Source organism: Cellulosimicrobium sp. NPDC057862 (assembly GCF_042797035.1).
Lineage (GTDB): Bacteria > Actinomycetota > Actinomycetes > Actinomycetales > Cellulomonadaceae > Cellulosimicrobium.
Window position 1 is genome coordinate 1 of sequence record NZ_JBHVMH010000020.1, and the last position, 26,899, is coordinate 26,899.

The following is a 26,899-nucleotide window of genomic DNA, read 5'->3' on the forward strand; positions in this document are numbered from 1 at the left end:
GCCTGGCGGGAGCCGCGAGGAACGAGCGGCGGATGGTAGACGCGGCACCACCACCCACCCCGACCACCCAGGGCGACCACACGCCGTCGAGCACAAGAACCAGGGTTCTACCTCGCGCGACCAGGGCTCTACCTCGGCGGGGTGGCCGGGCGCCAGTGCTGGACCTTGTCGACGTCGCGCACGACGACGTCGAGGCGGGCGAGCTCGCGCCGCAGCTCCGCGGCGTCGGCCGTCTTGTCGGACCGGAGCATGGCGGCTCGGGCGCGCAGGACGGCGTCGGCGCTCGGCGGCAGCGACGGGTCGCCGGGGACCCAGCGTCGGAACTCGTCTGCCCACGGGTCGTCGTCGTGCCACGGCCAGCCGTGCGAGCGGAACGCGGCGGCGAGACGGCCGGTCGCGAGCTCGGTGCGCACGTGCAGGAGCTCGACGACCGGCACGTCATGAGGGGTGCCCTCCGCGGTGCCGGCATCAGAGGTCGAGGCGGGAGCCGCGGGCGACCGGGGCGACGCCTGCCGGTCGGTAGGGGCCGGCGCACGACGGCCGAGCACGACGAGGTCCTTGCGGTCGACGAGGACGGCGGTGACGTGGTCTCGGTCCAGCTCGGCGCGGTCGTCGCGCAGGATGACGGTCACGTGCTCGGGGTCGACGGTCACGACCGCGATGTCCCGCACCGCGTGCGCGGCGAACGCCAGCCCGGCGACCGCTCCGACGGCGAGGCAGATCCCGGCGCCGAGCGCGCCGCGCTCGCCGAGGAGCTCGTCGATGGCGCGCGCGAGACCTTGGAACGGCGCCCACGGCAGGCCCGCCACCCATCGGGCGAGGTGCAGCACCCCGAACGCGACGACGGCCCCCACGACCGGCGACCCGCCCCACAGGAGCCAGCGGTCGAGCGCCGTCGGTCCGACGGCGGTCGGCACGTCCGGCGATGCCGACCCGTCCGGGGACGACGTCGGGGGAGGTGTCGTGGCCGGAGCAGAGCCGGCGTGGGCTGCCGGCGTGAGGTCGGGCGCGGGGCGAGGGACGGCGTCGGGCACCCGCAGATCCTCACGTGCGCTGGCCGCGCACGGCGTCGCCCGAGAGGATGATCGCGAGCCGGGCACGTCGGCCGCGAGGGGTACGCCCCCGTAGAATCGAGGACGGTGTGCCGGGAAGTCTGGTCGGCCACGGTCTCGCGTCCGCGGGCCGTGCGACGCGACAGCGACCCCGGGAGCACGATGACCCACGCCACCCCGCCCTCCGGCACCCACCCCACCCCGCCGGCCGATCGGCCGTCGCCTCGGGCGCGGCTGCGCCGCTGGGTAAGCCGCGAGACGACGGGCGGCGCGCTCCTCATCGGCGCGGCGTTGCTCGCGCTGCTGTGGGCGAACTCGCCGTGGCGGGACGCGTACACGACCCTCTCGGAGACGGTGGTCGGGCCGGCCTCGATCGGCCCGCTGCCTCTGCACCTCGACCTGAGCCTCGAGACCTGGGCCGCCGACGGGCTGCTCGCGATCTTCTTCTTCGTCGTGGGCGTCGAGCTCAAGCAGGAGTTCGTGGCGGGCAGCCTGCGGAGCCCGCGCCAGGCCGGGGTACCGATGCTCGCCGCGGTCGGCGGCATGGCGGTGCCGGCGGTGATCTTCACGACGGTGGTGCTGCTCGCGGGCGACGACGGCGCGCTGCACGGCTGGGCGATCCCGACGGCCACGGACATCGCGTTCGCGCTCGGCGTGCTCGCCGTCTTCGGGCGCGGGCTCCCCGCCGCGATCCGCACGTTCCTCCTGACGCTCGCGGTCGTGGACGACCTGCTCGCGATCGTCGTCATCGCGGTCTTCTACACGGCCGACCTGCGCATCGGCTTCCTCGGCCTCGCGCTCGTCGCCGTCGCGCTGTTCGCCGTCCTCGTCCGGTCCCGACGCACGCGCTGGTGGCTCCTCGTGCCCGTGGCGGTGGTCGCGTGGGTGCTGGTCCACGAGTCCGGCGTGCACGCGACGATCGCGGGCGTCCTGCTCGGGTTCACCGTCCCTGCGCTCGTGATGCACGGCGAGACCGAGTCGCGCACGCACCGGTTCGAGCACGCCCTGCGCCCCTTCTCCCAGGGGATCGCCCTGCCCGTGTTCGCGTTCTTCGCCGCGGGCGTGACGTTCGTCGGCGGCGGGGGCGACGTCCTCGGGCAGCCGGTCGTGCTCGCGATCGTCCTCGGCCTGGTGCTGGGCAAGCTCGTGGGCGTGCTCGGGGTGACGGCGCTCGTCACGCGGTTCACGCCGCTGCGCCTGGCGCCCGGCATCGGGGTGCGCGACCTGCTGCCGGTCGGCCTCCTGGGCGGCATCGGGTTCACCGTCTCGCTCCTCATCGCGGAGCTGTCGTTCCCGGACTCGACGCACACCGACGCGGCGAAGATCGCCGTCCTCGCCGCGTCGACGATCGCCGCCGCCCTCGCGGCGGTCGCGCTGCGCTGGGACGCCCGGCGTGCGCGCACCAACGACATGAACCTCGACGACCTGCCGGACGACATCACGGATCACATCGGCGACGCGAAGGACCGCCTCGAGCACTGACCCGACCGCCCCTGCGCCGGCCGTCCCGCGGCACCGGGGCGCGCTCCGGCGTCGCCGAACCCGGGGTTGCAGGCGAGAGAACCGGCCAGCCTGCCCGTATCCCCGGGTTCGGCACAGAGGGGCCCGTCAGCAGGTCGTCGCGACCTCGTAGCGGCCCGGCGCGGCCTCGCGCAGCGTGGTGACCGTCGCGTCGCCCTGGCCGAGGTACGCGAGCGATCCCACCGCGTAGTACGGGTTGTACGGGTTCACGCCGTAGGAGATCGCGCGGCCGGCGGCCTGGTGCTGGGCGTTCGTCGCCGTCCCGCACCACGGGCCGGACGGCGCCTGGACCGTGACGGTGACCTGCGCCGTCGTCGCGTTGCCCGCGGCGTCGACGGCCCGTGCGGTGACGACGTGCGCGCCCGCGCCGAGCGCCGCCGTGTCCCAGTCGTACGTGTACGGGGCGGTGCGCAGCGTCGCGAGCGCCGCGCCGTCGACGCTCAGCTCGACCCGGTCCACGCCGCGGTCGTCCGACGCCGCGACACCGACCCGGACGGTCCCGGTCACGGTCGAGCCCGCGGCCGGCGACGTGATCGCGACCGTCGGGGCGACGACGTCCGGGTCCGGTCCGGTGCCGGGGTCGCGCTCCACCCGGCGGTTGTTCGCGAACAGGAAGCCGGTGAGGTACGCCGGGTAGTCGACGCTGTTGGTCGCGACGTACGACCCGCCCGGGCCGCCGCCCGCGGGCCACGCGTGGGCGAGCCCGGTGTTCCGGATCAGCGAGACGCGCGGGCCGTCCGCGTCGGACCACAGCGAGCCGGAGCCCGCGGTGTTCGCCCCCGCGAGCCCGGCGAGGGAGAACGACGACGTGGCCCCCGCGCCGTAGAGGTCGGCCATGACCTGGGCGTTGAGCGTCCCGTACCCGGTCGCGACGGTCGTGTCGGCGCTGCCGAAGACGACGGACGTCACCTGCGAGCCGAAGTCTGCCGCGTGCGTCCCGGCGAACGTCCGGCACGTCGTGCGGGCCTGTGCGAGCGATGTCGCCACGCTCCCGATCTGGCCCGACGTCGTCCCGACGGTCGGACCGGCCGCGATGCCGACGCCGGCGAACACGTCGGGGGCGAGACAGCCCATGACCATCGCCTGGCCACCGCCGGACGACAGCCCGCTGACGTAGACCTGGTCCGGGTCGATGCCGAGCGAGGTGTCGGCGAGGAGGGCCGAGGCGAGGTCGAGCAGGTTGTCGTCGTGCCGCGCGGGGTTGGTGCGGCTGTGGTTCGTGTCGTAGTAGTCCCAGCAGCCGAGCAGCACGCCACCGTTCGGCGCGGCGGGGATCGCGACGACCATGCCGTGGTCGTCGGCGGTCGCGGCCCAGTTGCCCGCGTTCTTGATCACCTGCGAGGTCTGGACGCAGCCGTGCAGCGAGATCATGAGGGCCCGACCGCCGGGGAGGGCGGGCTCGGTCGTGGGCCGGTACAGCTCGACCGTCATACCGCCCGCCGAGCGCTGGGACCAGGAGCCGGCCGCGGACGCCGGCGCCGTGACGAGCGGCGCGAGCACGACGGCGAGCGCCGTGCCGAGCGCGAGCGCGGCCGCGGACCGGCGGGCGCGACCCTGGCGCCTGAGGGAGTGCCTGACCATCTGAACCTCCACGTCGAGGTCGGGTCGCCGTCGGCGCTGGAGGCACCGCGGCGCGCACCGTCGCGCGCCGGACCCGGGCGAGACCGGACGTTACGTGTGACCTGAATCACCTGTCAACATCCCCTCGTCGGCCCCGTGGCCGGATCGTGACCGGCGCGGGTTGACACCGCGTCGGTCGCGGATCCATGATTCCCGCAACCTGAATCGCCTCTCATGTTTGAGCGGCGCTCCCCCAGGACCACCCAACGAAGGGCGAAGTCATGCGGACGAAGAAGTCCCAGCGGCCGGCACTCGCCGTCGCCGCGCTCGCGGCCGCGAGCCTCGTGCTCGCCGCGTGCGCGCCGACCGACGCGACCGGCGGCGACACGACCGGAGGCGAGAGCAGCGCGAGCGCCGACCCGGTCGACGTCGGCATCATCTACTCCAAGACCGGGCCGCTCGCGGCCTACGGCGAGGCCTATTACGAGGGCTTCCAGGCCGGACTCGACTACGCGACCGACGGCACCGGCGAGGTCGACGGCCGCCCGGTCAACGTGACGTTCCACGACGACGGCGGCGACCCCGACAAGGCGGTCGGCCAGGCCAAGGACCTCATCGGCAAGGGCTACCAGATCCTCGGCGGCACGGTCGTGTCCGGCGTCGCGCTCAAGCTCGCCGAGCAGGCCGAGCAGAACAAGGTGCTCTACATCTCCGGCCCGGCCGCGGTCGACGCGCTCACGGGCATCAACGACTACACCTTCCGCTCGGGGCGCCAGTCGCTCCAGGACGTCGCGACGGCGGGGACGTTCGTCGACCCCGACGGCGCGAAGGTCGTCGTGTTCGCGCAGGACAACGCGTTCGGCCAGGGCAACCTCGCCGCGGTCGAGGCGGTCCTCGGCGCGCAGGGCGCCGAGGTGACGAGCGTGCTCGTGCCCGAGGACGCGACGGAGTTCACGCCGTTCGCCCACCAGATCGTCGACGCCGCGCCCGACCTCGTGTTCGTGGCGTGGGCCGGGGCGACGTCGGGCGCGATGTGGCAGGGCCTCGACCAGCAGGGCGTGCTCGACTCGACGACGGTCGTCACCGGCCTCGGCGACGTCGCGACGTACGGCGCGTACGGCGGCGCCGCGAGCAAGGTCGACTTCCTCAACCACTACTTCCCGGGCGCGGCGGGCACCGAGGTCGAGGCCGCGATGCTCGCGTCGGTCGAGGAGGCCGGCAAGCAGGCGGACCTCTTCACGCCCGACGGCTTCGTCGCGGCGCAGATGATCGTCCACGCGATCGAGGAGGGCGGCGACGACGTCGAAGGCATGGTCGACGCGCTCGAGGGCTGGAGCTTCGAGGGCCCCAAGGGCACGACGACGGTCCGCGCGTCCGACCACGCCCTGGTCCAGCCGATGTACCAGGTCAAGCTCGTGGCCGACGGCGACGCCTGGGTCCCCGAGCTCGTCACCGAGGTGCCGGGCGAGGACGTCGCGCCGGCCGAGGCGGGCTGACGTGGGCGAGCCGCACACCCTCCCCGCGCTCGAGGTCCGCGACCTCGGCCTCCAGATCGGCGGCGCGCGCATCCTCGAAGGCGTGAGCCTCGCCGTCGGGCGGGGCGAGATGCTCGGGGTGATCGGGCCGAACGGCGCGGGCAAGACGACGCTCTTCAACCTGGTCTCGGGGATCCACCGCCCGACCAGCGGGTCGGTGCTCCTCGAGGGCGCGGACGTGACGACCACCTCGGTGGCCGCGCGCGCCCGCGCCGGGCTGGGCCGCACGTTCCAGACGTCGAGCCTGTTCCCGCGCCTGAGCGTCCGGGAGAACGTGCGGCTCGCCGCGCAGGGGCGCCTCGGCGGCGCCCTGTCCGTGCTGCGCTTCCCGCGCCGTGGCGACGCCGCGACGCGGGAGGCGGACCGGCACCTGGAGACCGTGGGCCTCACCCGTCGCGCCGAGGTCGCCGCGGGCGACCTGTCCCACGGCGACAAGCGCAAGCTCGAGATCGCCGTGCTGCTCGCGACCAAGCCGCGCGTCGTGCTGCTCGACGAGCCCATGGCGGGCGTGTCGTCGGCCGACGTGCCGGGACTCGTCGAGGTCATCCGCGACCTGCACGCCACGGGCTGCACGGTCCTCATGGTCGAGCACCACATGGACGTCGTCCTGGGGCTCGTGGACCGCGTCGCCGTCATGCACCACGGCGAGCTGCTCGCGTGCGACACCCCCGACGCCGTCATGGCGGACCCGAAGGTGCAGAGCGCCTACCTGGGCGTCACCGCCGGGGAGAGCACCACCGAGAGCGTCACAGAGAACGCAGGAGACGCCGCATGAGCGCCACGACACCCGCAACCACCTCGGGCGCAGACCCGGGCACCACCCCCGCCGTCGACCCCACGCCGGTCCTCGAGGTGCGCGGGCTGTCCGCGCGCATCGCCGGGCAGCAGGTCGTCGAGGACGTGACCTTCTCGGTCCCGTCGTCGGGCGTCATGGCGGTGCTGGGGCGCAACGGCGTCGGCAAGACGTCGACGCTCAAGGCGGTGCTCGGCCTGATCGAGCGCCGGGGCGAGGTGCGGCTCGCGGGCGAGCGGGTCGACGGCGAGCGCACGGATCGCATCGTGCGCCGCGGCGTCGGGTACGTGCCCGAGGACCGCGAGGTGTTCGCCGGCCTCACGGTCGCGGAGAACCTGCGGCTCGCCGAGCGCGACGCGCACCCGCGCCGCGAGCTCGTCGCCGAGCTGTTCCCCGACCTCGTGCAGCGCTCCGCGCAGCGCGCGGGGACGCTCTCGGGCGGCCAGCAGCAGATGGTGTCGCTCGCGCGCGCCCTGCTCAACGCCAACCGCCTGCTCCTCGTCGACGAGCCGACCAAGGGCCTCGCGCCGCGGATCGTCGGCGAGGTGTCCGACGCGCTCGCGGAGGCGGCGCGCACGGTGCCGATCTTGCTCGTCGAGCAGAACCTCGAGGTCATCGAGCGCCTCGCCGAGCGCGTGGTCGTCATCGACGCGGGCCGCGTCGTGCACACCGGCCCCGCGCACGAGCTCCTCGACGACCCCGACCGCGTCCAGCAGCTCCTCGGCGTGCACGCCGGGGACGCACACCACGAGAACGAAGGGGCGGCTGCCCGGTGAGCACGATCGTCCTCCTCCTCGTCACGGGGCTCGGCCTCGGGGCGCTGTACTTCCTCGTCGCGTCCGGTCTGTCGCTCATCTACGGGCTCATGGGCGTCCTCAACTTCGCGCACGGGTCGTTCCTCACGCTCGGCGCCTTCGGCGGCTGGTTCGTCGCGCGGTCGCTCGGCGCGGACTCGTGGGGCGTGTTCGCGCTCTCGCTGGTCGCCGGGGCGGTCGTCGGGGCCGGTGCCGCGGCGCTCACCGAGCTGCTGCTCATCCGCCCCCTCTACGAGCGGCACATCGAGCAGGTGCTCGTCACGGTCGGCCTCTCGCTCGCGTCCGTCGCGCTGTTCGAGGGCATGTGGGGCTCGGACCCGGAGTTCATCTCCGGCCCCGCGTGGCTCAAGGGCACGACCGACCTCGTGGGTGCCCCGGTGCCCAACGACCGGTTCGTCGCGATCGCCGCGGCGGCGCTCGTGCTCGGCGCGATCGTGCTGTTCCTCAAGCGCACGCGCTACGGCCTCATCATCCGCGCGGGCGTCGAGAACCGGTCCATGGTCACCGCGCTCGGCATCGACGTGCGCAAGGCGTTCACGCTCGTGTTCGCCGTCGGCGGCGCCGCCGCAGGCCTCGGCGGGGTCCTCGCCTCGCAGTACTTCGGCTACGTCTCGCCGCACCTCGGCGGGTCGCTGCTCATCTTCGCGTTCATCGTCACCGTCATCGGCGGTCTCGGCTCGCTGACCGGAGCCGCGATCGCGTCCGTGCTCGTCGCGGTCCTGCAGCAGTTCGCGAACTACTACCTCGGCTACGGCGACCTCATCGTCGTGCTGCTGCTCGCGCTCGTGCTCCTCGTCCGTCCCACCGGCCTCCTCGGGAGGGCAGCCGCATGACCACCCAGACCGCTCCCCCGGCCCCCGCGGCCCGCGCCGACGACGCCCCCCAGGACGAGCGCCCGGCCCGCCGGGCGCCGTCGGGCACGCTGTTCCGCACCCTCGCGGGCGTCGCCCTCGTCGCACTGCTCGCGTGCCTGCCCCTGCTCGCGATCCACGTCCCGGGTGTCCTGCCCGGCCCCACGTACACGCCCGGCGCGCTGCAGATGATGGCGCTGTGCTGGCTCATCGGCGCGCTCGCGCTGAGCTACCACCTGCTGTTCGGCGTCGCGGGCCTGCTGAGCTTCGGCCACGCGCTGTACTTCGCCGCCGGCGTCTACGGGCTCGCGATCGTGCTCGACACGACCGAGATCCCGCTCCTGCCCGCCGCGGCGCTCGTGCTCGTCGGCGGCATCGTGCTCGCCCACGTCGTCGGCGCGATCTCGCTGCGCGTCACCGGCATCTCCTTCGCCATGGTCACGCTCGCGTTCGCGCAGGCGGGCAACGTGCTCGTGCGCCGCAACCCCGGTGGGGCGACCGGCGGCGAGGAGGGCCTCGCGCTCGCGACCGGGAACGTCCCCGACGCGTTCGTCGGGGTGCTCAACACGCGCAACCTCTACTGGCTCGCGCTCGCCGTGCTCGTCGGCGTCTACCTGGTCGTGCTGTGGGTCGAGCGCTCGCGCGCCGGGCACGTCGCGGCGGCGACGCGGGAGAACGAGATGCGCGTGCGCGTCATCGGCGGGCGGCCCTACCTCGTCAAGCTCCTCGTGTTCGTGCTCGCGGCGACGCTCGCGACCGTCGTCGGCATGGCGTACCTGCTGCTCCAGTCCGGGGCGGTGCCGCGCGCGACGTCCGCCGACTTCACGCTCACGCTGCTCGTCATGGTCGTGCTCGGCGGCGTCGGCTCCCGGTGGGGCGCGATCGTCGGCGGCGTGCTCTACACGGTCCTCGACCAGCGCCTCGGGACGCTCGCGAGCTCCGCGGCCGTGGCCGACCTCCCCGCGGTGCTGCGCGTGCCGCTGAGCGAGCCCCTGTTCCTCCTCGGCACGCTGTTCATCCTCGTCGTGATGTTCCTGCCCGGCGGGATCGCCGGTGCCGCGTCGCGCCTCGCCGCGCGCCGCCGCCCGCGGGAGGATCGGGAGGGAGCCCGCGAGCGCCTCGAGGAGGTGGCATGACGACGACGCAGCACCGGCCCGGCGCGCAGGACGGCCTGCACACCCTCGGGCGCTGGACCCGCGACCGCGCGCTCGCGACGCCGGACCGCGTCGCGGTCGACGACCGGGGCGTGACCCTGCGCTACCGCGACCTGCACGAGCGCGCGAGCACCCTGGCGGCGGCGTTCCGCGAGGCGGGGTACGGCATCGGGGACCGCGTGGCCACGGTGACGGGCAACAGCGCCGACCAGGTCGTGCTGTTCTTCGCGTGCGCGCAGGCGGGCCTGGTGCTCGCGCCGCTCTCGTGGCGCCTGTCGCCCGGCGAGCTCGCGGCCCAGCTCGAGCAGGCCGACCCCGCGCTCGTGCTGGTCGAGCAGGAGTTCTCCGCGCTGGCCGACGCCGCCCTGGACCGGCTCGTCCTCCCGCCGCGGCGCACCGAGCTCGGCCGCAGCGGCGTCGAGGCGCGGGTCCCCGCGCCGTCGCGCCGCCCGCGGCTGACCGACGGCGCGCGGGGCACGGGCGGCGCAGACCGGGCCGCGGTCGCGTCCTCCCCCGAGCGCCGGCCCGTGCGCGACGACGACCCGCTGCTGCTCGTCTTCACGTCCGGGACGCAGGGCACGCCGAAGGGCGCGCTGCTCACGCACGCGAACTGCTTCTGGACCAACCTCTCGCTCTCGCGCACGGTCGAGCTCACGAGCCACGACGTCGTGCTGAGCGTCCTGCCGCAGTTCCACGCGGGCGGCTGGAACATCCAGCCCCTGCTCGCGTGGTGGACCGGTGCGACGGTCGTCCTGGAGCGCACGTTCGAGCCCGAGCGCGTGCTCCAGCTCGTCGCGGAACGCCGCGTCACGACGATGATGGGCGTCCCGACGAACTACCTGCTCCTCGCGGAGCACCCCGGCTTCGCGGACGCCGACCTGTCGTCGCTGCGGCACGCCGTCGTGGGCGGCGCGCCCATGCCGGAGCCGCTGCTGCGCACGTGGCACCGCCGCGGCGTCGCCCTCTCGCAGGGCTACGGCCTCACGGAGGCCGGCCCCAACGTGCTGTGCCTGCCGGACGACCAGGCGCGCGAGCGCCTCGGGTCGGCCGGGACGCCGTACCCGCACGTCGAGGTCGCGGTCGCCGACCCGGTCACCGGCAAGGTGCTCGACGGGCCTGCGTCGGGCGAGCTGCTGGTCCGCGGGCCCGGAGTGTTCGCCGGGTACTTCCGCGACGACGCCGCGACGGCCGCCGTCCTGCACGACGGCTGGTTGCGCACCGGGGACCTCGTCGAGCGCGACGCCGACGGGTACTACCGCGTGGTGGACCGGATCAAGGACGTCTTCATCGTCGGGGGCGAGAACGTCACGCCATCCGAGGTGGAGGCCGTGCTCCGGCGCCACCCCGGTGTCGCGGACGTCGCGGTCGTCGGCGTCCCCGACGACCGGTGGGGCGAGGTCGGCGCGGCGTTCGTCGTCCCGCGCCAGGGCTTCCCCACCGACGCCGAGGACCTCGAGGCGTTCTGCCGCCGCGAGCTCGCGCACTTCAAGGTCCCGCGCCGCTTCGACCTCGTCCCGTTCCTGCCCCGCACGTCGCTGCACAAGGTGTCGCGCCGCTCGCTCGCCGAGCGCGTGACCGTCCCGGAGGACTCATGAGCACCCAGCCCCGCACCGCCCGCGGCAACCGCACGCGGGCGAAGATCCTCGCCGCGGCCGAGCAGGTGTTCGCCGAGGTCGGGTACCACGACGCGTCGATCGTCAAGATCACCGAGACCGCGGGCGTCGGGCAGGGGACGTTCTACCTGTACTTCGGGTCGAAGATCGACGTGTTCGACGAGCTCGTCGACGACCTCAACCGCCGCGTCCGGCACGCGATGATCGAGGCGAGCTCGCAGGCGGACACTCGACTGGCCGCCGAGCGCGCGGGCTTCGAGGCCTTCTTCCGCTTCACCGCGGAGCACCCGGCGCTCTACCGGATCGTGCGGCAGGCCGAGTTCGTCTCCCCCGGGGCCCTGCGCCGGCACTACTCGCGCATCGTCGAGGGCTACATGACCGGCCTGGACAAGGCCCGCGCGAACGGCGAGGTCGGCCACGACGTCGATCCGGAGGTCGCGGCGTGGGCGCTCATGGGCATCGGCGAGATCGTCGGCATGCGCTGGGTCCTGTGGGGCGGGCGCTGGGACGAGTGCGCCGAGCCGCCGTCGTACGACACCGCCGCCGCCGAGGTCCCCCCGCACGTCTTCGAGCAGACCATGCAGTTCATCGAGCGCGCGCTCGCCGCGCCGCGGCCCGCTCCACCGACCGGGACCGGAACCGCCAGCTCGACCGACACCGAAGGAGACGCGCGATGACCGTCGCCGCCACCGTCCCCCCAGGCATCCCGGCCGGACCCGGCGCCCCGACGCTCGCCGGGCGCCGCGCGCTCGTCACGGGCGGCGCGAGCGGCATCGGCGCGGCGTGCGCGCGCGAGCTCGCCGCCCGGGGCGCGCACGTGACCGTCGCCGACGTCGACCCCGACGGGGCGAAGCGCCTCGCGGACGAGCTCGGCGGCGAGGCGTGGGTCGTCGACCTCGCCGACACGCGCGCGCTCGACGACCTCACGCTCGACGTCGACGTGCTCGTCAACAACGCGGGCGTCCAGCGCGTGAGCCCTATCGAGGCCTTCCGGCCCGACGACTTCCGCCTGCTGCACGCGATCATGCTCGAGGCCCCGTTCCTCCTGGTCCGGGCCGCGCTCCCGGGGATGTACGCGCGCGGGTTCGGGCGCGTCGTCAACGTCTCGTCCGTGCACGGTCTCGTCGCGTCGCCGTTCAAGTCGGCGTACGTGTCCGCGAAGCACGGGCTCGAGGGCCTGTCCAAGGTGACCGCGCTCGAGGGTGGCCCGCACGGCGTGACGAGCGTGTGCGTCAACCCGGGGTACGTCCGCACGCCGCTCGTGGAGAAGCAGATCGCGGACCAGGCGCGCGTGCACGGCATCCCCGAGTCCGAGGTGCTCGCGGCCGTGCTCCTCGCCGAGTCCGCGGTCAAGCGGCTCGTCGAGCCGGAGGAGGTCGCGTCGCTCGTCGGCTGGCTCACCGGCCCGGACGCGTCGATGGTCTCGGGCGCCTCGTGGACGATCGACGGCGGCTGGAGCGCGCGATGACCGCGGGCACGACGGCGACCCCCACGTCGGCACAGCCCGACGTCACCGCCGCGACCCACACCTACGCGACGCTCGACGTGCCCGTCGCCGGCGGGCGCCTGCGCGTCGGCGTCTGGGACCCGGTCCCCGCACCCGGTGCACGGCCCGACGACGGTGCGCGCGGCGGCGAGCACGCACGGCCCGACCACGCGAGGCCCGACGCGACGCCGGACACGGCGACCGTCCCGACCGTCCTCGCGGTGCACGGCATCACCGCGTCGCACCGCGCGTGGCCGGCGGTCGTCGCGGCCCTGCCGGGCGTGCGCGTCGTCGCGCCCGACCTGCGGGGCCGCGGGCGCAGCAACACCCTGCCCGGCCCGTTCGGCATGGGCGCGCACGCCGACGACCTGGCGACCGTCCTCGACGCGCTGGGGATCGACCGCGTGGTCGCGCTCGGGCACTCGATGGGCGCGTTCGTGTCCGTCGTGCTCGCGCACCGCCACCCCGGTCGCGTGTCGCGGCTCGTGCTCGTCGACGGCGGGATCCCACTCCCGCCGCCCGTGGGTCTCCCCCCGGACGCCGACCACGACCAGGTCCTGCGCGCCCTGCTCGGCCCGGCCGTCGAGCGCCTCGAGCGCACGTTCGCCGACCGCGAGGAGTACCGCGGCTTCTGGCGCGCGCACCCCGCCTTCGCGAGCGCGTGGGACGAGCCGTGGGGCGACGTCGTCGCGGGGTACGTCGACTACGACCTCGTGGGCGAGGCGCCCGCGCTGCGCCCGGCGTCGTCCGGTGCCGCGGTCTCGGCCGACTCGCTCGAGCTCTACGAGGGCGGACCGCTCGCGGACGCGCTCGCCGGCGACCACCCGCTCGACGTCCCGCTCGTGCTCCTGCGCGCGCCGCGCGGCCTGCTCGACGAGCCCGAGGCGCTCTACTCCCCCGGGCACCTCGCCGCGTGGCGCGCGCGGCTGCCGGGGCTGCGCACCCGCGACGTAGCGGGTATCAATCACTACACGATCATCATGAGCCCGCCCGGCGTCGAGGCCGTCGCGGGCGAGACCCTGCAGGCCCTGGCCGCCGTCACGAGCGGCGGACCCGGACCGGCGAGTGACGAGGAGGTCACGGCATGAGCCCCACGATCGCGTCCCCACGAGGGACCGGGCTGGACAAGGTGGTCGCGTCCGCGGCCGAGGCCGTCGCGGACGTGCCCGACGGCGCGTCGCTCGCCGTCGGCGGGTTCGGCCTGTGCGGCAACCCCATCGCGCTCATCGAGGCGCTGCTCGCGCAGGGCACGCGCGACCTGTGGGTCGTGAGCAACAACTGCGGCGTCGACGACTGGGGCCTGGGCGTCCTGCTCGGGGCGGGCCGCATCCGCAAGATGACGAGCTCGTACGTCGGGGAGAACAAGGAGTTCGAGCGGCAGTTCCTCTCGGGCGAGCTCGAGCTGGAGCTCACGCCGCAGGGCACGCTCGCCGAGAAGCTGCGCGCCGGCGGCGCGGGCATCGCCGGGTTCTGGACCCGCACGGGCGTCGGCACGCAGGTCGCCGAGGGCGGCCTGCCCCAGCGGTACGACGGCGCGGGCGGCGTCGCGCAGGCGAGCGCACCGAAGGAGGTCCGCACGTTCGGCGTCGGCCCGCGCGGCCGTGACGGGTCGTACGCCGGCGAGGCCGAGTTCGTGCTCGAGGACGCGATCACCACGGACTTCGCGCTCGTGCACGCGCTGCGCGGCGACCTGCACGGGAACCTCGTGTTCCACCGGTCGGCGCGCAACTTCTCGCCGCTCGCCGCGATGGCGGGCCGCGTGTGCGTCGCGCAGGTCGAGGAGCTGGTCGAGCCCGGAGAGATCGACCCCGACGAGGTGCACCTGCCCGGCGTGTTCGTGCACCGCGTCGTCGAGGTGGGCCCCGACGTGCCCAAGCGCATCGAGCGCCGCACCGTGCGCCCGGCCGCCGAGACCGACCAGCCCGCGCCCGCGACGCCGGGTACCGCGACCAGCACGAAGGAGGGCTGAGACATGCCGCTCACCCGCGACGAGATGGCCGCGCGCGCCGCGCGCGAGCTCCAGGACGGCTGGTACGTCAACCTCGGCATCGGTCTGCCGACCCTCGTGCCCAACTACGTGCCGGAGGACAAGCACCTCGTGCTCCAGTCGGAGAACGGGATCCTCGGCGTCGGGCCGTACCCGACCGAGGACGCGGTCGACCCCGACCTCATCAACGCCGGCAAGGAGACCGTCACCGTGCTGCCTGGCGCCGCGTTCTTCGACTCCGCGCTCAGCTTCGGCATGATCCGCGGCGGCAAGATCGACGCCGCGATCCTCGGCGGCATGCAGGTCTCCGAGGCGGGCGACCTCGCCAACTGGATGATCCCCGGCAAGATGGTCAAGGGGCCGGGCGGCGCGATGGACCTCGTGCACGGGGCGGGCCGCGTGATCGTCCTCATGGAGCACGTCGCGCGCGACGGGTCGCCCAAGATCCTGCGCTCGTGCTCGCTCCCGCTCACCGGGCGCGGGGTCGTGCACCGCATCATCACCGACCTCGCGGTGATCGACGTGACGCTCGACGGCCTCGTGCTGCGCGAGACCGCGCCCGGCGTGAGCGTCGACGACGTGCGCGCCGCGACCGAGCCCGAGCTCACCGTCGCGCTCGACGACGCCCCGCTCGACGTCACCGACGCCGGTCCGGGACCGTCGACCCAGGCCGCCGGGACGCCGTCGTGACGCGCGACGTGCTGCGGCGTGACGTGCTGCACCGCGACGTCGCGACCCCGCGCGGGCGTGAGCACGTGCGCGAGGTCGCCGCCGTCGACGCGGCGCGCGCGACGGTCCTGCTCGTGCACGGCAACTGCTCGTCGTCGGCGTTCTTCGACCCGCTGCTGCGCGCGCTGCCCGCCGACGTGCGCGGCGTCGCCGTCGACCTGCGCGGGTACGGCGACGCCGAGGTCCGGCCCGTCGACGCGACGCGCGGCGTGCGGGACTACGCGGACGACGTCGCGGCGGTCGTCGACGCGCTCGACCTCGCGCGCCCCCTCGTCGCCGTCGCGCACTCCGCCGGGGCGGGGGTCGTGCTCCAGCTCGCGACCGACCGGCCCGACCTGTTCGACGCGATCCTCCTCGAGGCGCCGATGTCGCCGTACGGGTTCGGCGGCACGCGCGACGTCGACGGCACGCCGCTGTCCCCCGACTTCGCGGGCTCGGGCGGCGGGACGGCCAACCCCGCGTTCGTCGCGGCGCTCGCCGCGGGCGACCGCAGCGAGGACGCGGGCTCGCCCCGCGACGTGCTGCGCCGGTTCTACGTCGCCGACCCGGCGTCGCTCGGCGAGCCGCTCGGCGAGCTGGAGGAGCTCCTGCTCGACTCCGTGCTCTCCACGCGCACGGGCGACGGCAACTACCCGGGCGACCGGACGGCGTCGGGCACGTGGCCCGGCGTGGCGCCCGGGACGCGCGGCATGAACAACGCGATCAGCGCGCGGTACTGCGACCTGTCCGGCTTCGCGACGTCCGGCGCGACGGCACCCGTGCTGTGGGTGCGCGGCGACGCCGACGCGATCGTCTCGGACGCATCGCTGTTCGACCTCGCGCAGCTCGGAGCGCTCGGCGCCGTCCCCGGCTGGCCGGGCGCCGAGACGCACCCGCCGCAGCCCATGGTCGCCCAGACCCGCGCCGTCCTCGACGCCTACGCGGCCGCGGGCGGGCGGTACCGTGAAGAGGTGCGGCCCGGCGTCGGGCACAGCCCCCACCTCGAGGAGCCGGACGTGTTCCTCGGGCTCCTGCTCGGGCTGGTCGACGGTGCCGTTGCCGTCGTCGATGCCGCCGCCGCACGAGCGGGCGCCACATCCCCGGCGCCCGCGCAGACACCGCCGTCCGCACCCCTGGAGGTCCAGCCGTGAGCACCACCACCCCCGTCTCCCCCGACGTCTCCCCCGCCGCCCGCCCGGACGACGTCGTGATCGTCGCCGCCGCCCGCACCCCGCAGGGGCGGCTCAAGGGCTCGCTCGCCGCGCTCACCGCGGTCGAGCTCGGCGCCGTCGCCGCACGCGCCGCGATCGAGCGCTCGGGCCTCGGCGCGGACGCCGTCGACGCCGTGGTGCTCGGCCAGGTGCTCCAGGCCGGGGCGGGCCAGAACCCCGCGCGCCAGACGGCGGCCGGCGCCGGCGTCGGCTGGGACGTGCCCGCCGTGACCGTCAACAAGGTGTGCCTCTCCGGCCTGACCGCCGTCATCGACGGGACGCGGATGATCCGGTCCGGGGAGGCGGAGGTCGTGCTCGTCGGCGGCCAGGAGTCCATGACCAACGCGCCGCACCTGCTGCCCGGGTCCCGGGCAGGGTTCGCGTTCGGCGACGCGACGCTCGTCGACGCCGTCGCGCGCGACGGGCTCACCGACGCGTTCGACCGCGCCTCCATGGGGGTCTCGACCGAGCGCACCAACGTGGGCGACGTGTTCGTCTCGCGCGAGGAGCAGGACGCCGTCGCGGCGGCCTCGCACCAGCGCGCCGCGGCCGCGGCGAAGGACGGCCTGTTCGACGCCGAGCTCGCGCCCGTCAGCGTCCCGCAGCGCCGGGGCGATCCCGTCGAGGTGCGCGACGACGAGGGCGTGCGCCCCGACACGACCGTCGAGACCCTCGCGCGCCTGCGCCCCGCGTTCGACCCCGAGGGGACCCTCACCGCGGGCAACGCGTCGCAGATCTCCGACGGCGCCGCCGCGCTCGTGCTCACGACGCGCGCCCGCGCCGAGTCCGCGGGCGCCCCGGTGCTCGCGACCGTGCGCGCCTGGGGTCAGGTCGCCGGCCCGGACACGTCGCTGCACTCCCAGCCCGCGCGCGCGATCCGCCAGGCGCTCGACCGCGCCGGCTGGACGGTCGACGACCTCGACCTCGTCGAGATCAACGAGGCGTTCGCGACCGTCGTCGCGGTGTCCACGCGCGTGCTCGGCGTCTCGCCGGACGTCGTCAACGTGCACGGCGGCGGCATCTCGCTCGGCCACCCCATCGGCGCGTCCGGCGCCCGCCTCGCCGTCCACGCGGCGCACGAGCTCGCGCGCCGCGGGGGCGGACGCGTCGCGGTCGGGCTGTGCGGCGGCGGCGGCCAGGGAGAGGCGCTGCTGCTGGAGGCGTGACCACGCTCGACCGGCTCGACAGGACGGCGCGGAGCACCTCGCCTACGCTCGCGACGTGCAGCCGACCGTGACGGAGACCCGCGCCCCCGATCTCGTCGACGAGAAGCCCGCGAGGCACGGTGTGTGGGGGCGGTGGCTGCGGCGGTTCTCGGCGACCGGGCTGGTGCTCGCGCTGCTGTGGTTCTGCCTGTCGTTCACGCCGTCGCTCATCCCGCGCGCCTGGTACTACCAGGCCGTGATCTCCGGGGTGAGCGCGGTCGGCGGCTACGGCGTGGGGGCGTTCGTCGAGTGGTTCGCGCTCAAGGTCGGGCTGCGCATCCGGTGGACGGCGCGGGCGAGCCGCGTCGCGTGGTGGGTCCTCGCAGGAGCGACCGTCGTGCTCGTGCCGCTCTCGCTGGTCCTCGGCGCCCGCCGCCAGATCGAGCTGCGGCACCTGTTCGGTATGTCCGAGGACGTCCCCGGACGTGAGGTCGTGACGCTCCTCGTCGCGCTCGTCGTCGCGCTGCTCGTGCTCCAGGCCGGGCGCGGGCTGCGCCGCGTCGCGCGCTGGGTCGCCCGGCTCGTCGGCCGGGTCGTGCCCGCCCCGGTCGCGCGGTTCGTGAGCGGCGTCGCCGTCGCGGTCGTCGTGGTGCTCGTGTTCAACGGGGTCGTCTGGTCGGGCGCGATGAGCGCGCTCAACGCGATCTACGCGGCCGCGAACGCCGACGTCGACCCGCGCCTGTCGCCACCTGCTCAGCCCGAGCGGTCCGGGTCGGACGCGTCGCCCGAGACGTGGGACTCGCTCGGTGCCGAGGGGCGCAAGTTCGTCGTGTCCGGCCCGACGCTCGACGAGCTGACCGCGTTCGCCCAGGCGGGCGACGTCGTCGACCCCGCGGACGTGCGCGAGCCGATCCACGCGTACGCGGGCCTCGACCCCGACGGCGACCTCGACGCGACGGCGGCCCGCGTCGTCGACGAGCTCGACCGCACGGACGCCTGGGACCGGTCGGTCCTCGTCGTCGCGACGACCACCGGGACGGGCTGGGTGGACCCGGGCATGGTCGAGGCGCTCGAGCTCATGCACGGCGGCGACACCGCGATCGCGAGCATGCAGTACTCGTACCTGCCGAGCTGGATCAGCTTCGTCGGCGACCGCTCGACCCCGCCCGCGGCCGGCAAGGCGCTGTTCGAGGCCGTGTACGCGCGTTGGTCGGAGCTGCCCGAGGACGACCGCCCGCGACTGCTCGCGTTCGGCATCTCGCTCGGGTCGTTCGGCATGCAGGGCGCGTTCAGCGGGGTGCAGGACGTCGAGGCGCGCTCCGACGGCGCGATGTTCACGGGGACGCCGGGCTTCACCCCGCTGTGGCGCGAGCTCACCGACGCGCGCGACCCCGGGTCGCTCGAGTACGCGCCCGTGCTCGACGACGGCCGGCAGGTCCGGTGGGGCGACCCCGTCGAGACCGGGGTCGCAGACCTCTGGGGTCCTGGCCCCCGGTGGGACGAGCCGCGCGTCGTCTACCTCCAGCACGCGTCCGACGGCGTGACCTGGTGGGGCCCCGAGACGCTGTGGTCCGAGCCCGACTGGCTCCGCGAGCCGCGCGGGCCCGACGTGCTCGGCGACGTGCGCTGGTACCCCTTCGTCACGTTCTGGCAGCTCACGGGCGACCTGTTCGTCGCGGCCGCGTCGGACATCCCGCCCGGTCACGGCCACGTCTACAAGCTCGAGTACGCCGACGGGTTCGCCGCCCTGCACGCTCCCGAGGGCTGGTCGGCCGCCGACACCGCGCGCCTCAAGGACGCGATGGACGCGCCGACGCAGGGCGGCTCGATCGGCTGAGGACCGTGAGCGCCACGGCGACCAGGACGCCGGCCGCGCTCACGGCCGCGGCGACCCAGAACGACGCGGCGAACGGTCCTGCGGGGTCGCCGTCCGTCGTCGCGCCCGCGAGCAGCGCCGCGACGACCGGCGCGGCGGCCGCCGAGCCGACCGTGCGGATCACGCTGTTGAGGCCGGTCGCAGCGCCGATCTCCTCCGGCGGTGACCACGTCACGACGAGCTGCGCGCAGATCGCGTAGCCGATCCCGTTGCCGAGCCCCAGCACCGAGAACGCGACGACGACCGCCCACGGCACCGTCGGCCACAGCGCGAGCCCGACCGACCCCACGAGCATCACCCCGACCGCGACGCCGGACGTGGCGGCCGCGCCCACGCGCGCCACGAGGAGCGGGGTGGACCGGCCGCCGAGGAAGACCAGGACGGCGCTCGGCAGCATCGCGAGGCCCGACGCGGTGACGTCCAGCCCGTGCCCGTAGCCGGTGGTCGCGGGCGCCTGCATGAGCACCGGGAGCGCGACGTAGCAGACGTACGGCACGAACCCGACGGCCACGGTGAGGACGCTCACGAGCGCGAGCGGCCCGTGGCGGAACGTGCGCACGTCCACGAGCGGCGCCTCGGTGCGCCGCTCGACGAGCACGAGCGCGACGAGGAGGATCACGCCGACCGCGCCGACGCCGAGCGTGCGGGGCGACGACCATCCCCACGCGCCGCCCTGCGACACCGCGAGCAGGACCCCGACGAGCCCGCCGGCGAGCAGCACGATGCCCGGCCAGTCGGTGCGGCGCCGCTGGGACCGCGCGCTCACCGCCGGGACCCACAGGAGCACCAGCAGGGCCGCGACCGCGATCAGGACGGCCGCGAGCACGAACATCCACCGCCACGACAGCGCCTCGACGATCACGCCGCCGAGCACGAGCGCCGCGCCCGCGCCGAGGCCGATCATCCCCGAGATCCAGCCGAAGGCCGCGGCGACGCGGGGCGGCGGCAGCAGGTTCCGCGCGAGCGCGAGCGCCAGCGGGAACGTCGCCGTGCTCACGCCCTGCACCACCCGGGCGCCGAGGAGCACCCCGAGGCTCGGCGCCGCGGCGGCGACGAGCGTCGCGGCGGCGAAGACGGCGAGCGTCGCGAGGAGCACGCGCCGGTGGCCGAACCGGTCGCCGAGGTTCCCGACCACCGGGGCGAGCACGGCGCCGGCGAGGAGGAAGGCGGTGAGGATCCACCCCGTCCCCTGCGGACCGGCGCCGAGCTCGCGCCCGAGCGTGGGGAGCGCGGGCACCACGAGCGTCTGCATGAGCGAGAACGCGAGCACGACGAGGCTGAGCGCGGCGGTCACGAGGGCCGGGCGCGACGCCCGGCCGTCCGCGTCGCCGTGGAGCGCGAGAGGGGCGTCGGCCGGATCCGGCGCGCGTGGCGCGTCAGGTGTCGGTGCATCGAGGGTCGTCGTGTCGGAGGTCGTGGTGCGGCGGGTGGGCACGGGGGCTCGCTCTCGGACGGGGATCGGCCTATCGGAACGGAGATTCCGTTCCGACTCGCGATCGTACCCCCTCGGGGCTACGGTGACGCCATGCCCGACGTCTCGCCCACCCCGCCCCCGCTCCCCGGTCGCCAGCGCGAGGCGCGGGCCAACGACACGGCGATCCTCGCCGCGGCGCGCGAGGTCTTCGCGCTCCAGGGCCACGGGGCGCCGATCTCGGAGATCGCGGAGCGCGCGGGCGTGGGCGTGGGCTCGGTCTACCGTCGCTACCCGACCAAGGAGGCGCTCGTCGAGGCCCTCCATGTGGCGGCGGTCGCGGAGGTCGCGGACCTCGCCGTGTCGGTCGCCGACGCACGACAGCCGGCGACCGGCCCCGACGTCGCGCGCGACGACCCTCGCGACGACGGAGCGGTCGCGTCCTTCCTCGCACGGCACATCACGGGCGCCACCGGCCCCCTGCTCCGCCCCCCGGGCGCCCAGAGCCCCATCCCGCCCGAGCTCGCGGCGGCGTCGGACCGGCTCCGCGCCGGGCTGGAGCGCCTCGTCGCCCTCGACCGCGCGGAGCGCCGCGTCCCCGAGGGCTTCACCCCGGCGGACGTCATGCAGCTCGTGGTCCACCTGCGTCCGCCGCTCCCGCTCCCCCGCGCGGAGTCGGACGCGCTGCACCTGCGCTACCTCGGGCTCGTGGTGCGCGGCCTGCGCGAGCAGGCCGCGGCAGGCGCCCGGCTCGCGGACGGGCCGGGCTGGGACGAGTGGGTCGGCGCCTGGCACGACTGACGGCCGGCCGCACCTGCCCGCCGCGGTCCCCTACCCGGCCGGCGCGTGCCGGTCGAGGAACGCGTACACCTCCGTGGTGTCGACGCCGGGGAACGCGCCGGTCGGCATCGCGGCGAGCATCGACGCGTGCGGTCGGGCGCTCGGCCACGACTGCCCGGCCCAGCGGTCCGAGAGCGCGTCCGGCGGGCGGCGGCAGCACGCGCCGTCGGGGCACCGGGAGACCAGGCGCTCGGTCGTGTCGCGGCCCAGGAACCACTTCACGTGCGCGAACGGCACGCCGACGCTCACCGAGAACTCGCCGTCCGCCGAGGCCTGGACCCGCGACGTGCACCAGTAGGTGCCGCTCGGGGTGTCCGTGTACTGGCTGAACGGGCTGAGCCGGTCCTCGACCGCGAACACCGTGCGCGCGGTCCAGCTCCGGCACACGTACTGCCCCTCGACGGCGCCGAGCGGGTCCGCCGGGAAGCGCACGCCGTCGTTCTCGTAGGCCTTGTGGATGACGCCCGACTCGTGGACCTTCATGAAGTGCACCGGGATGCCGAGGTGCTTCGTCGCGAGGTTGGTGAACCGGTGCGCGGCCGTCTCGTACGACACGGCGAACGCGTCGCGCAGGTCCTCGATCGAGATCTCGCGTGCGTCCTTCGCGGCCCGCAGCGCCTTGACCGCGTGCCGCTCCGGCAGGAGCAGCGCCGCCGCGAGGTAGTTGGCCTCGACGCGCTGGCGCAGGAACTCGCGGTAGTCGCGCGGCTCCGCGTGGCCGAGCACGTGCGGCGCGAGCGCCTGGAGCAGCGCAGAGGTCGCGTTGGACCGCCCGCGCATCCCGTTGCTCGGCAGGTAGACGCGGCGGTGCCGCAGGTCGAGCACCGAGCGGGTCGAGTGCGGCAGGTCGCCCACGTAGTGCAGCGTGAAGCCCAGGTGGGCCGCGATGTCCGCCGCGACCCGCTGGGGCAGCGGGCCGCCCGCGTGCCCGACGCCGTCGAGCAGCTCGGCCGCGGCGTCCTCGAGCTCCGGGAAGTAGTTGTCCTGCGCGCGCATCGTGGAGCGCAGCTCCGCGTTCGCGCGCCGCGCCTCCTCGGGCGTCGCCGCGCGCTCGGTGTGCAGCCGCTGGAGCTCGCGCTCCAGCGCCACGATCGTCTCGAGCGCGTCCGTGGGCAGCGACTTGCCGACCCGCACCGGGCGGAGCCCGAGCGCGTCGAAGAGCGGGCCGCGCTGGGCGCGCTCCAGCTCGATCTCGAGCGCGTCCCGGCGCGACGGCGCCTCGGGCGACAGCAGGTCGTCGAGGCTCGCGCCGAGCGCCCGCGCGACGGCCTGGAGCTGCGCGAACTTGGGCTCGCGCTTGCCGTTCTCCAGGAGCGACACCTGCGACGGCGCGCGGCCGATCGCGGCGCCGAGCTCGTCGAGCGTCAGGCCCCGCGCGGTGCGCAGGTGCCGGATCCTGCGGCCGATCGTCAGGGCGTCGGGCTCGCTCTCCAGCGGGATTTCCGCATGTTCCGCGATTCCGGCTGGTCGCGTCGTCGGGATAGCCATGACCGAGAGTGACACGCGCCACTCCTTCCGCGCAAGAGAAGAATGATGATTCTTTCGCTCGATCTGGCTTGAGACGGGGTCGTCGGCGGGAGGAAGGTCGAAGCACGGACCTCGCCGAGGTCCACCGACCGGCCCGTCCGGCCCGCGCAGAGCGGGCCGGCGCACCACCAGGAGGCACCCGTGAACAGGCCCACCATCGTCAGCCGCCGCTCCCCGTCCGAGTACGCGGGCGGCGCCCGTCCGCTCGGCGCCGTCGCGACGACGGCGGACGTCGCGGGCCGCACCCCGGACCGCCCCGGCAACGCCGGTCGCCGACCCGGCGACCAGACCCAGACGGCCGCCGAGCTCGCGCAGCAGTGGGCGACCGACCCGCGTTGGGCCGGGCTCGAGCGCGACTACACCGCGGAGGACGTCGTCGCGCTGCGCGGCTCGGTGCGCGAGGAGCACACGCTCGCGCGTCGCGGTGCCGAGAAGCTCTGGGAGCAGATCCACACCGAGGAGTGGGTCGCCGCGCTCGGCGCGTTCACCGGCAACCAGGCCGTGCAGCAGGTCCGCGCGGGCCTCAAGGCCATCTACCTGTCCGGGTGGCAGGTCGCGGCCGACGCCAACCTGTCCGGCCAGACCTACCCCGACCAGTCGCTCTACCCCGCCAACTCGGTGCCCGCCGTCGTGCGCCGCATCAACAACGCGCTGCTGCGCGCCGACCAGATCGAGACGGCGGAGCGCTCGGGGAGCGACGACGAGCCGCGCCGCGACTGGCTCGCCCCGATCGTCGCCGACGCCGAGGCCGGGTTCGGCGGCCCGCTCAACGCGTACGAGCTCATGCACTCGATGATCGCCGCGGGCGCCGCGGGCGTGCACTGGGAGGACCAGCTGGCGTCGGAGAAGAAGTGCGGCCACCTCGGCGGCAAGGTGCTCGTGCCCACGAGCCAGCACATCCGGACGCTCAACGCCGCGCGCCTCGCGGCCGACGTCGCGGGCGTGCCGTCCGTGATCATCGCCCGCACCGACTCGCTCGCCGCGGACCTGCTGACGTCCGACGTCGACGAGCGCGACCAGCCGTTCCTCACGGGCGAGCGCACGTCCGAGGGCTTCTTCCGGGTGCGCCCAGGCCTCGACGCGGTGGTCGCGCGCGGCCTCGCGTACGCGCCGTACTCCGACCTCATCTGGGTCGAGACGGGCGAGCCCGACCTCGAGCTCGCGCGCACCTTCGCCGAGACGATCCACGCGCAGTACCCGGACAAGAAGCTCGCGTACAACTGCTCGCCGTCGTTCAACTGGAAGAAGCACCTCGACGACGCCCAGATCGCGAGCTTCCAGAAGGAGCTCGCGGCGATGGGCTACGCGTTCCAGTTCATCACGCTGGCCGGCTTCCACGCCGTCTCGCACTCCATGTTCGAGCTCGCGCGCGGCTACAACGAGCGCGCGATGTCCGCCTACGTCGAGCTGCAGGAGGCCGAGTTCGCCTCCGAGGCCGACGGCTACACCGCCACCCGCCACCAGCGGGAGGTCGGCACCGGCTACTTCGACCGGGTCGCCACGGCTCTCAACCCCGACGCCGCCACCCTCGCGCTCGCCGGGTCCACCGAGACCGCGCAGTTCCACTAAGCCCCTCGCGAGGTAGAGGAGCGGTCCCGCGAGGTAGAGGCCTGGTCATGACCACGCCTCTACCTCGCGAGGCCAGGTCTCTACCTCGGCCTACCAGAGCTCTACCTCGCGACATCGACCTTCGGAGCACGCCATGACCACGCTGACCACGACCACCTCTCCTCCCTCCCCCTCGAGCACGCCCGAGGCCGGGCCCGACGGCGGCATCCGCCCCGGGTCCTCGTCCCACCCCGGCCGCCCCTCGCCGTCGGGCGCGCTGCGGGTCACCGGCACGCTGGGCGAGCGGTACCGCGAGATCCTCACGCCCGAGGCGCTCGACTTCCTCACGCTGCTGCACGACCGGTTCGTCGCCCGCCGCCACGAGCTGCTCATGGACCGGCAGCAGCGCCGGCAGGACGTCGCGGACGGGATCGACCCCGACTTCCGCGCCGCGACGCGGCCCGTGCGCGACGACCCGTCGTGGCGCGTCGCGGGCTCGGCGGGCGCGCCGGGCCTCGAGGACCGCCGCGTCGAGATCACCGGTCCGACCGACCCCAAGATGACGATCAACGCGCTCAACTCCGGCGCCAAGGTGTGGCTCGCGGACGCCGAGGACGCCTCGAGCCCGACGTGGCGCAACGTGATCGAGGGCCAGCTCGCGCTGCACGACGCGATCCGCGGCACGCTCGAGCACGCGACCGGCTCGGGCGAGCAGCGCAAGGAGTACCGCCTGCGCTCGACGACGCTCACCGACCTGCCGACGATCGTGTTCCGCCCGCGCGGGTGGCACCTCATCGAGAAGCACATGCGGTACGTCGACCGGGCCGGCGTGAGCGTGTCGGCGTCGGCGTCGCTCGTCGACTTCGGGCTGTACGTCTTCCACAACGCGCGCGAGCTCGTCGAGCGCGGCCGCGGGCCGTACCTCTACCTGCCCAAGCTCGAGGGCTACCGCGAGGCGCGGCTGTGGAACGACGTGTTCGTGCTCGCCCAGGAGTACCTGGGGCTGCCGCAGGGCACGATCCGCGCGACCGTGCTGATCGAGACCCTGCCCGCGGCCTTCGAGATGGAGGAGATCCTCCACGAGCTGCGCGACCACTGCGCGGGGCTCAACGCCGGTCGGTGGGACTACCTGTTCTCCGTCATCAAGGCGTTCCGCACGCGCGGCGACTCCTACGTGCTGCCCGACCGCGCGCAGGTCACGATGACCGCGCCGTTCATGCGGGCGTACACCGAGCTGCTCGTCGCGACGTGCCACAAGCGCGGCGCGCACGCGATCGGCGGGATGAGCGCGTTCATCCCCGACCGCCGCCGACCCGACGTCACCGAGCGTGCGTTCGAGCAGGTGCGCGCCGACAAGCGCCGCGAGGCGACGGACGGGTTCGACGGGACGTGGGTCGCGCACCCCGACCTCATCGAGGTCGCGCGCACCGAGTTCGACGCGGTGCTGGGGGACGCGCCGAACCAGGTCTCCCGGCAGCGCGACGACGTCCGGGTGGGCCAGCACGAGCTGCTCGACATCGGCTCGGCCCGCCGCGCCGGGGCGACCGTGACCGCCGCGGGCCTGCGGTCCAACGTGTCCGTCGGCGTGCGGTACCTCGAGTCGTGGCTGCGCGGTGTCGGCGCCGCGGCGATCGACCACCTCATGGAGGACGCCGCGACCGCCGAGATCTCGCGGTCGCAGGTCTGGCAGTGGATCGCGTCGGGCACGCGCACCGAGAACGGCGTGCCCATCACGCGCGACCGCGTCGAGGCGCTCCTCGCCGAGATCGTCGACGACCTGCCGCGCACCCCGGGCAACCGCATCGACGACGCGGCGAACGTGTTCCGCGCCGTCGCGCTCGCCGAGGACTTCCCGACGTTCCTCACCATCGGGGCGTACTCGCAGTTCCTCGTGGGCTCCGAGATCGACCAGCCGTAACGGGGCCTGCCGAGCACGACCTGGGGGTCGTCGTCCGCAGGTTGGCGACCCCCATGTCGTGCTCGCGGGTGGGTGGAGTCGTGCTCGGCAGGTCGTGGCGTGCACGACGACGGTCCGCGTCCCCGGCCGTCCGTCGGACCCGCTCCTGGTGCTGACAGGCCGAGATGTGGGAGCATCCGGCCACGCACGGCGACACGGTCGTCCGGGCGCTCGCCCGCACGACCCCGGAGCAGCCATGAGCAACCCCTTCGCGCCACCGAACCAGTCGACGCCGGGCACGGCCCCCGCACCGTCAACGGCTCCCGCCGCGCCGACGGCCCCGGCCCCGACGGCGCCACCGGCGACGTC

General features: G+C 74.8%; 22 protein-coding genes. 18 read left to right on the forward strand and 4 right to left on the reverse strand.

What is annotated here, in order from left to right:
• Positions 1-128: 128 nt before the first annotated feature.
• Complete coding sequence (locus ACFVN3_RS18195) at positions 129-1,034, reverse strand: hypothetical protein (RefSeq protein WP_378234365.1); 906 nt, start codon at positions 1,032-1,034, stop codon at positions 129-131.
• Positions 1,035-1,214: 180 nt separating this feature from the next.
• On the opposite strand from ACFVN3_RS18195, the gene nhaA reads away from it, so the two are divergent.
• Positions 1,215-2,534, forward strand: coding sequence for a Na+/H+ antiporter NhaA (gene nhaA / locus ACFVN3_RS18200; protein ID WP_378234366.1), 1,320 nt, complete (start codon positions 1,215-1,217; stop codon positions 2,532-2,534).
• A 126-nt stretch (positions 2,535-2,660) separates the two neighbouring features.
• Here nhaA and ACFVN3_RS18205 read toward each other — a convergent pair whose 3' ends face one another.
• Entirely contained in the window at positions 2,661-4,154 is a 1,494-nt protein-coding gene (locus tag ACFVN3_RS18205; RefSeq protein ID WP_378234367.1) for a PHB depolymerase family esterase, read from the reverse strand.
• 260 nt (positions 4,155-4,414) lie between these two features.
• On the opposite strand from ACFVN3_RS18205, the gene ACFVN3_RS18210 reads away from it, so the two are divergent.
• The 14 genes from ACFVN3_RS18210 to ACFVN3_RS18275 are packed head-to-tail and all read left to right on the forward strand — an operon-like array spanning position 4,415 to position 19,268.
• Positions 4,415-5,629 carry a substrate-binding domain-containing protein gene (locus tag ACFVN3_RS18210; RefSeq protein ID WP_378234368.1) on the forward strand — a complete coding sequence of 405 codons (1,215 nt, stop codon included), beginning with the start codon at positions 4,415-4,417 and terminating at the stop codon, positions 5,627-5,629.
• Position 5,630: 1 nt separating this feature from the next.
• A complete protein-coding gene (locus ACFVN3_RS18215) occupies positions 5,631-6,443 on the forward strand; it encodes an ABC transporter ATP-binding protein (RefSeq protein ID WP_378234369.1) in 813 nt (270 codons plus the stop codon).
• Complete coding sequence (locus tag ACFVN3_RS18220) at positions 6,440-7,237, forward strand: ABC transporter ATP-binding protein (protein ID WP_378234370.1); 798 nt, start codon at positions 6,440-6,442, stop codon at positions 7,235-7,237. The genes ACFVN3_RS18215 and ACFVN3_RS18220 overlap by 4 nt, the downstream gene beginning before the upstream one ends.
• A complete protein-coding gene (locus ACFVN3_RS18225) occupies positions 7,234-8,109 on the forward strand; it encodes a branched-chain amino acid ABC transporter permease (protein WP_378234372.1) in 876 nt (291 codons plus the stop codon). The genes ACFVN3_RS18220 and ACFVN3_RS18225 overlap by 4 nt, the downstream gene beginning before the upstream one ends.
• Positions 8,106-9,263, forward strand: coding sequence for a branched-chain amino acid ABC transporter permease (locus tag ACFVN3_RS18230; protein ID WP_378234373.1), 1,158 nt, complete (start codon positions 8,106-8,108; stop codon positions 9,261-9,263). The genes ACFVN3_RS18225 and ACFVN3_RS18230 overlap by 4 nt, the downstream gene beginning before the upstream one ends.
• Positions 9,260-10,876, forward strand: a complete 1,617-nt coding sequence (locus ACFVN3_RS18235; RefSeq protein ID WP_378234374.1) for a class I adenylate-forming enzyme family protein — start codon at positions 9,260-9,262, stop codon at positions 10,874-10,876. The genes ACFVN3_RS18230 and ACFVN3_RS18235 overlap by 4 nt, the downstream gene beginning before the upstream one ends.
• Positions 10,873-11,571 (forward strand): TetR/AcrR family transcriptional regulator, encoded by a 699-nt coding sequence (locus ACFVN3_RS18240; RefSeq protein WP_378234375.1) that lies wholly within the window; start codon positions 10,873-10,875, stop codon positions 11,569-11,571. Before ACFVN3_RS18235 ends, ACFVN3_RS18240 begins: the two co-directional genes overlap by 4 nt.
• Positions 11,568-12,362 (forward strand): 3-hydroxybutyrate dehydrogenase, encoded by a 795-nt coding sequence (locus ACFVN3_RS18245; RefSeq protein ID WP_378234376.1) that lies wholly within the window; start codon positions 11,568-11,570, stop codon positions 12,360-12,362. The genes ACFVN3_RS18240 and ACFVN3_RS18245 overlap by 4 nt, the downstream gene beginning before the upstream one ends.
• Entirely contained in the window at positions 12,359-13,468 is a 1,110-nt protein-coding gene (locus ACFVN3_RS18250) for an alpha/beta fold hydrolase (protein ID WP_378234377.1), read from the forward strand. Before ACFVN3_RS18245 ends, ACFVN3_RS18250 begins: the two co-directional genes overlap by 4 nt.
• Entirely contained in the window at positions 13,465-14,349 is an 885-nt protein-coding gene (locus ACFVN3_RS18255; RefSeq protein ID WP_378234379.1) for a CoA transferase subunit A, read from the forward strand. Before ACFVN3_RS18250 ends, ACFVN3_RS18255 begins: the two co-directional genes overlap by 4 nt.
• A gap of 3 nt (positions 14,350-14,352) precedes the next feature.
• Positions 14,353-15,057: a CoA transferase subunit B gene (locus tag ACFVN3_RS18260; protein WP_378234380.1), complete on the forward strand. Its 705-nt coding sequence runs from the start codon at positions 14,353-14,355 to the stop codon at positions 15,055-15,057.
• Positions 15,054-16,226 carry an alpha/beta hydrolase gene (locus ACFVN3_RS18265; protein ID WP_378234381.1) on the forward strand — a complete coding sequence of 391 codons (1,173 nt, stop codon included), beginning with the start codon at positions 15,054-15,056 and terminating at the stop codon, positions 16,224-16,226. Before ACFVN3_RS18260 ends, ACFVN3_RS18265 begins: the two co-directional genes overlap by 4 nt.
• Positions 16,223-17,452 (forward strand): acetyl-CoA C-acetyltransferase, encoded by a 1,230-nt coding sequence (locus tag ACFVN3_RS18270; RefSeq protein ID WP_378234382.1) that lies wholly within the window; start codon positions 16,223-16,225, stop codon positions 17,450-17,452. The genes ACFVN3_RS18265 and ACFVN3_RS18270 overlap by 4 nt, the downstream gene beginning before the upstream one ends.
• Before the next feature lie 55 nt (positions 17,453-17,507).
• Positions 17,508-19,268, forward strand: coding sequence for an alpha/beta hydrolase (locus ACFVN3_RS18275; protein WP_378234384.1), 1,761 nt, complete (start codon positions 17,508-17,510; stop codon positions 19,266-19,268).
• Here the strand turns inward: ACFVN3_RS18275 and ACFVN3_RS18280 are convergent.
• Positions 19,222-20,742 carry an MFS transporter gene (locus ACFVN3_RS18280; protein WP_378234385.1) on the reverse strand — a complete coding sequence of 507 codons (1,521 nt, stop codon included), beginning with the start codon at positions 20,740-20,742 and terminating at the stop codon, positions 19,222-19,224. The two genes, ACFVN3_RS18275 and ACFVN3_RS18280, sit on opposite strands and share 47 nt — an antisense overlap.
• 90 nt (positions 20,743-20,832) lie before the next feature.
• On the opposite strand from ACFVN3_RS18280, the gene ACFVN3_RS18285 reads away from it, so the two are divergent.
• Entirely contained in the window at positions 20,833-21,519 is a 687-nt protein-coding gene (locus ACFVN3_RS18285; protein ID WP_378234386.1) for a helix-turn-helix domain-containing protein, read from the forward strand.
• Positions 21,520-21,549: 30 nt separating this feature from the next.
• On the opposite strand, the gene ACFVN3_RS18290 is transcribed toward ACFVN3_RS18285, so the two are convergent.
• Complete coding sequence (locus ACFVN3_RS18290; RefSeq protein WP_378234387.1) at positions 21,550-23,046, reverse strand: helix-turn-helix domain-containing protein; 1,497 nt, start codon at positions 23,044-23,046, stop codon at positions 21,550-21,552.
• A gap of 180 nt (positions 23,047-23,226) precedes the next feature.
• Between ACFVN3_RS18290 and aceA the strand changes: the two genes are divergently transcribed.
• Together aceA and aceB are read left to right on the forward strand one after the other, a co-directional pair.
• Positions 23,227-24,654, forward strand: a complete 1,428-nt coding sequence (gene aceA, locus ACFVN3_RS18295; protein WP_378234388.1) for an isocitrate lyase — start codon at positions 23,227-23,229, stop codon at positions 24,652-24,654.
• A gap of 133 nt (positions 24,655-24,787) precedes the next feature.
• Positions 24,788-26,551 carry a malate synthase A gene (gene aceB / locus ACFVN3_RS18300; protein ID WP_378234389.1) on the forward strand — a complete coding sequence of 588 codons (1,764 nt, stop codon included), beginning with the start codon at positions 24,788-24,790 and terminating at the stop codon, positions 26,549-26,551.
• The last annotated feature ends 348 nt before the right edge of the window (positions 26,552-26,899 follow it).

What these genes read in the sequence shown, in the direction of transcription:
- nhaA (WP_378234366.1), top strand. Translation starts at nt 1,215, where the DNA reads ATGACCCACGCCACCCCGCCCTCCGGCACCCACCCCACCCCGCCGGCC.
- ACFVN3_RS18205 (WP_378234367.1), bottom strand. Translation starts at nt 4,154, where the DNA reads ATGGTCAGGCACTCCCTCAGGCGCCAGGGTCGCGCCCGCCGGTCCGCG.
- ACFVN3_RS18210 (WP_378234368.1), top strand. Translation starts at nt 4,415, where the DNA reads ATGCGGACGAAGAAGTCCCAGCGGCCGGCACTCGCCGTCGCCGCGCTC.
- ACFVN3_RS18220 (WP_378234370.1), top strand. Translation starts at nt 6,440, where the DNA reads ATGAGCGCCACGACACCCGCAACCACCTCGGGCGCAGACCCGGGCACC.
- ACFVN3_RS18230 (WP_378234373.1), top strand. Translation starts at nt 8,106, where the DNA reads ATGACCACCCAGACCGCTCCCCCGGCCCCCGCGGCCCGCGCCGACGAC.
- ACFVN3_RS18235 (WP_378234374.1), top strand. Translation starts at nt 9,260, where the DNA reads ATGACGACGACGCAGCACCGGCCCGGCGCGCAGGACGGCCTGCACACC.
- ACFVN3_RS18240 (WP_378234375.1), top strand. Translation starts at nt 10,873, where the DNA reads ATGAGCACCCAGCCCCGCACCGCCCGCGGCAACCGCACGCGGGCGAAG.
- ACFVN3_RS18245 (WP_378234376.1), top strand. Translation starts at nt 11,568, where the DNA reads ATGACCGTCGCCGCCACCGTCCCCCCAGGCATCCCGGCCGGACCCGGC.
- ACFVN3_RS18250 (WP_378234377.1), top strand. Translation starts at nt 12,359, where the DNA reads ATGACCGCGGGCACGACGGCGACCCCCACGTCGGCACAGCCCGACGTC.
- ACFVN3_RS18255 (WP_378234379.1), top strand. Translation starts at nt 13,465, where the DNA reads ATGAGCCCCACGATCGCGTCCCCACGAGGGACCGGGCTGGACAAGGTG.
- ACFVN3_RS18260 (WP_378234380.1), top strand. Translation starts at nt 14,353, where the DNA reads ATGCCGCTCACCCGCGACGAGATGGCCGCGCGCGCCGCGCGCGAGCTC.
- ACFVN3_RS18285 (WP_378234386.1), top strand. Translation starts at nt 20,833, where the DNA reads ATGCCCGACGTCTCGCCCACCCCGCCCCCGCTCCCCGGTCGCCAGCGC.
- ACFVN3_RS18290 (WP_378234387.1), bottom strand. Translation starts at nt 23,046, where the DNA reads ATGGCTATCCCGACGACGCGACCAGCCGGAATCGCGGAACATGCGGAA.
- aceB (WP_378234389.1), top strand. Translation starts at nt 24,788, where the DNA reads ATGACCACGCTGACCACGACCACCTCTCCTCCCTCCCCCTCGAGCACG.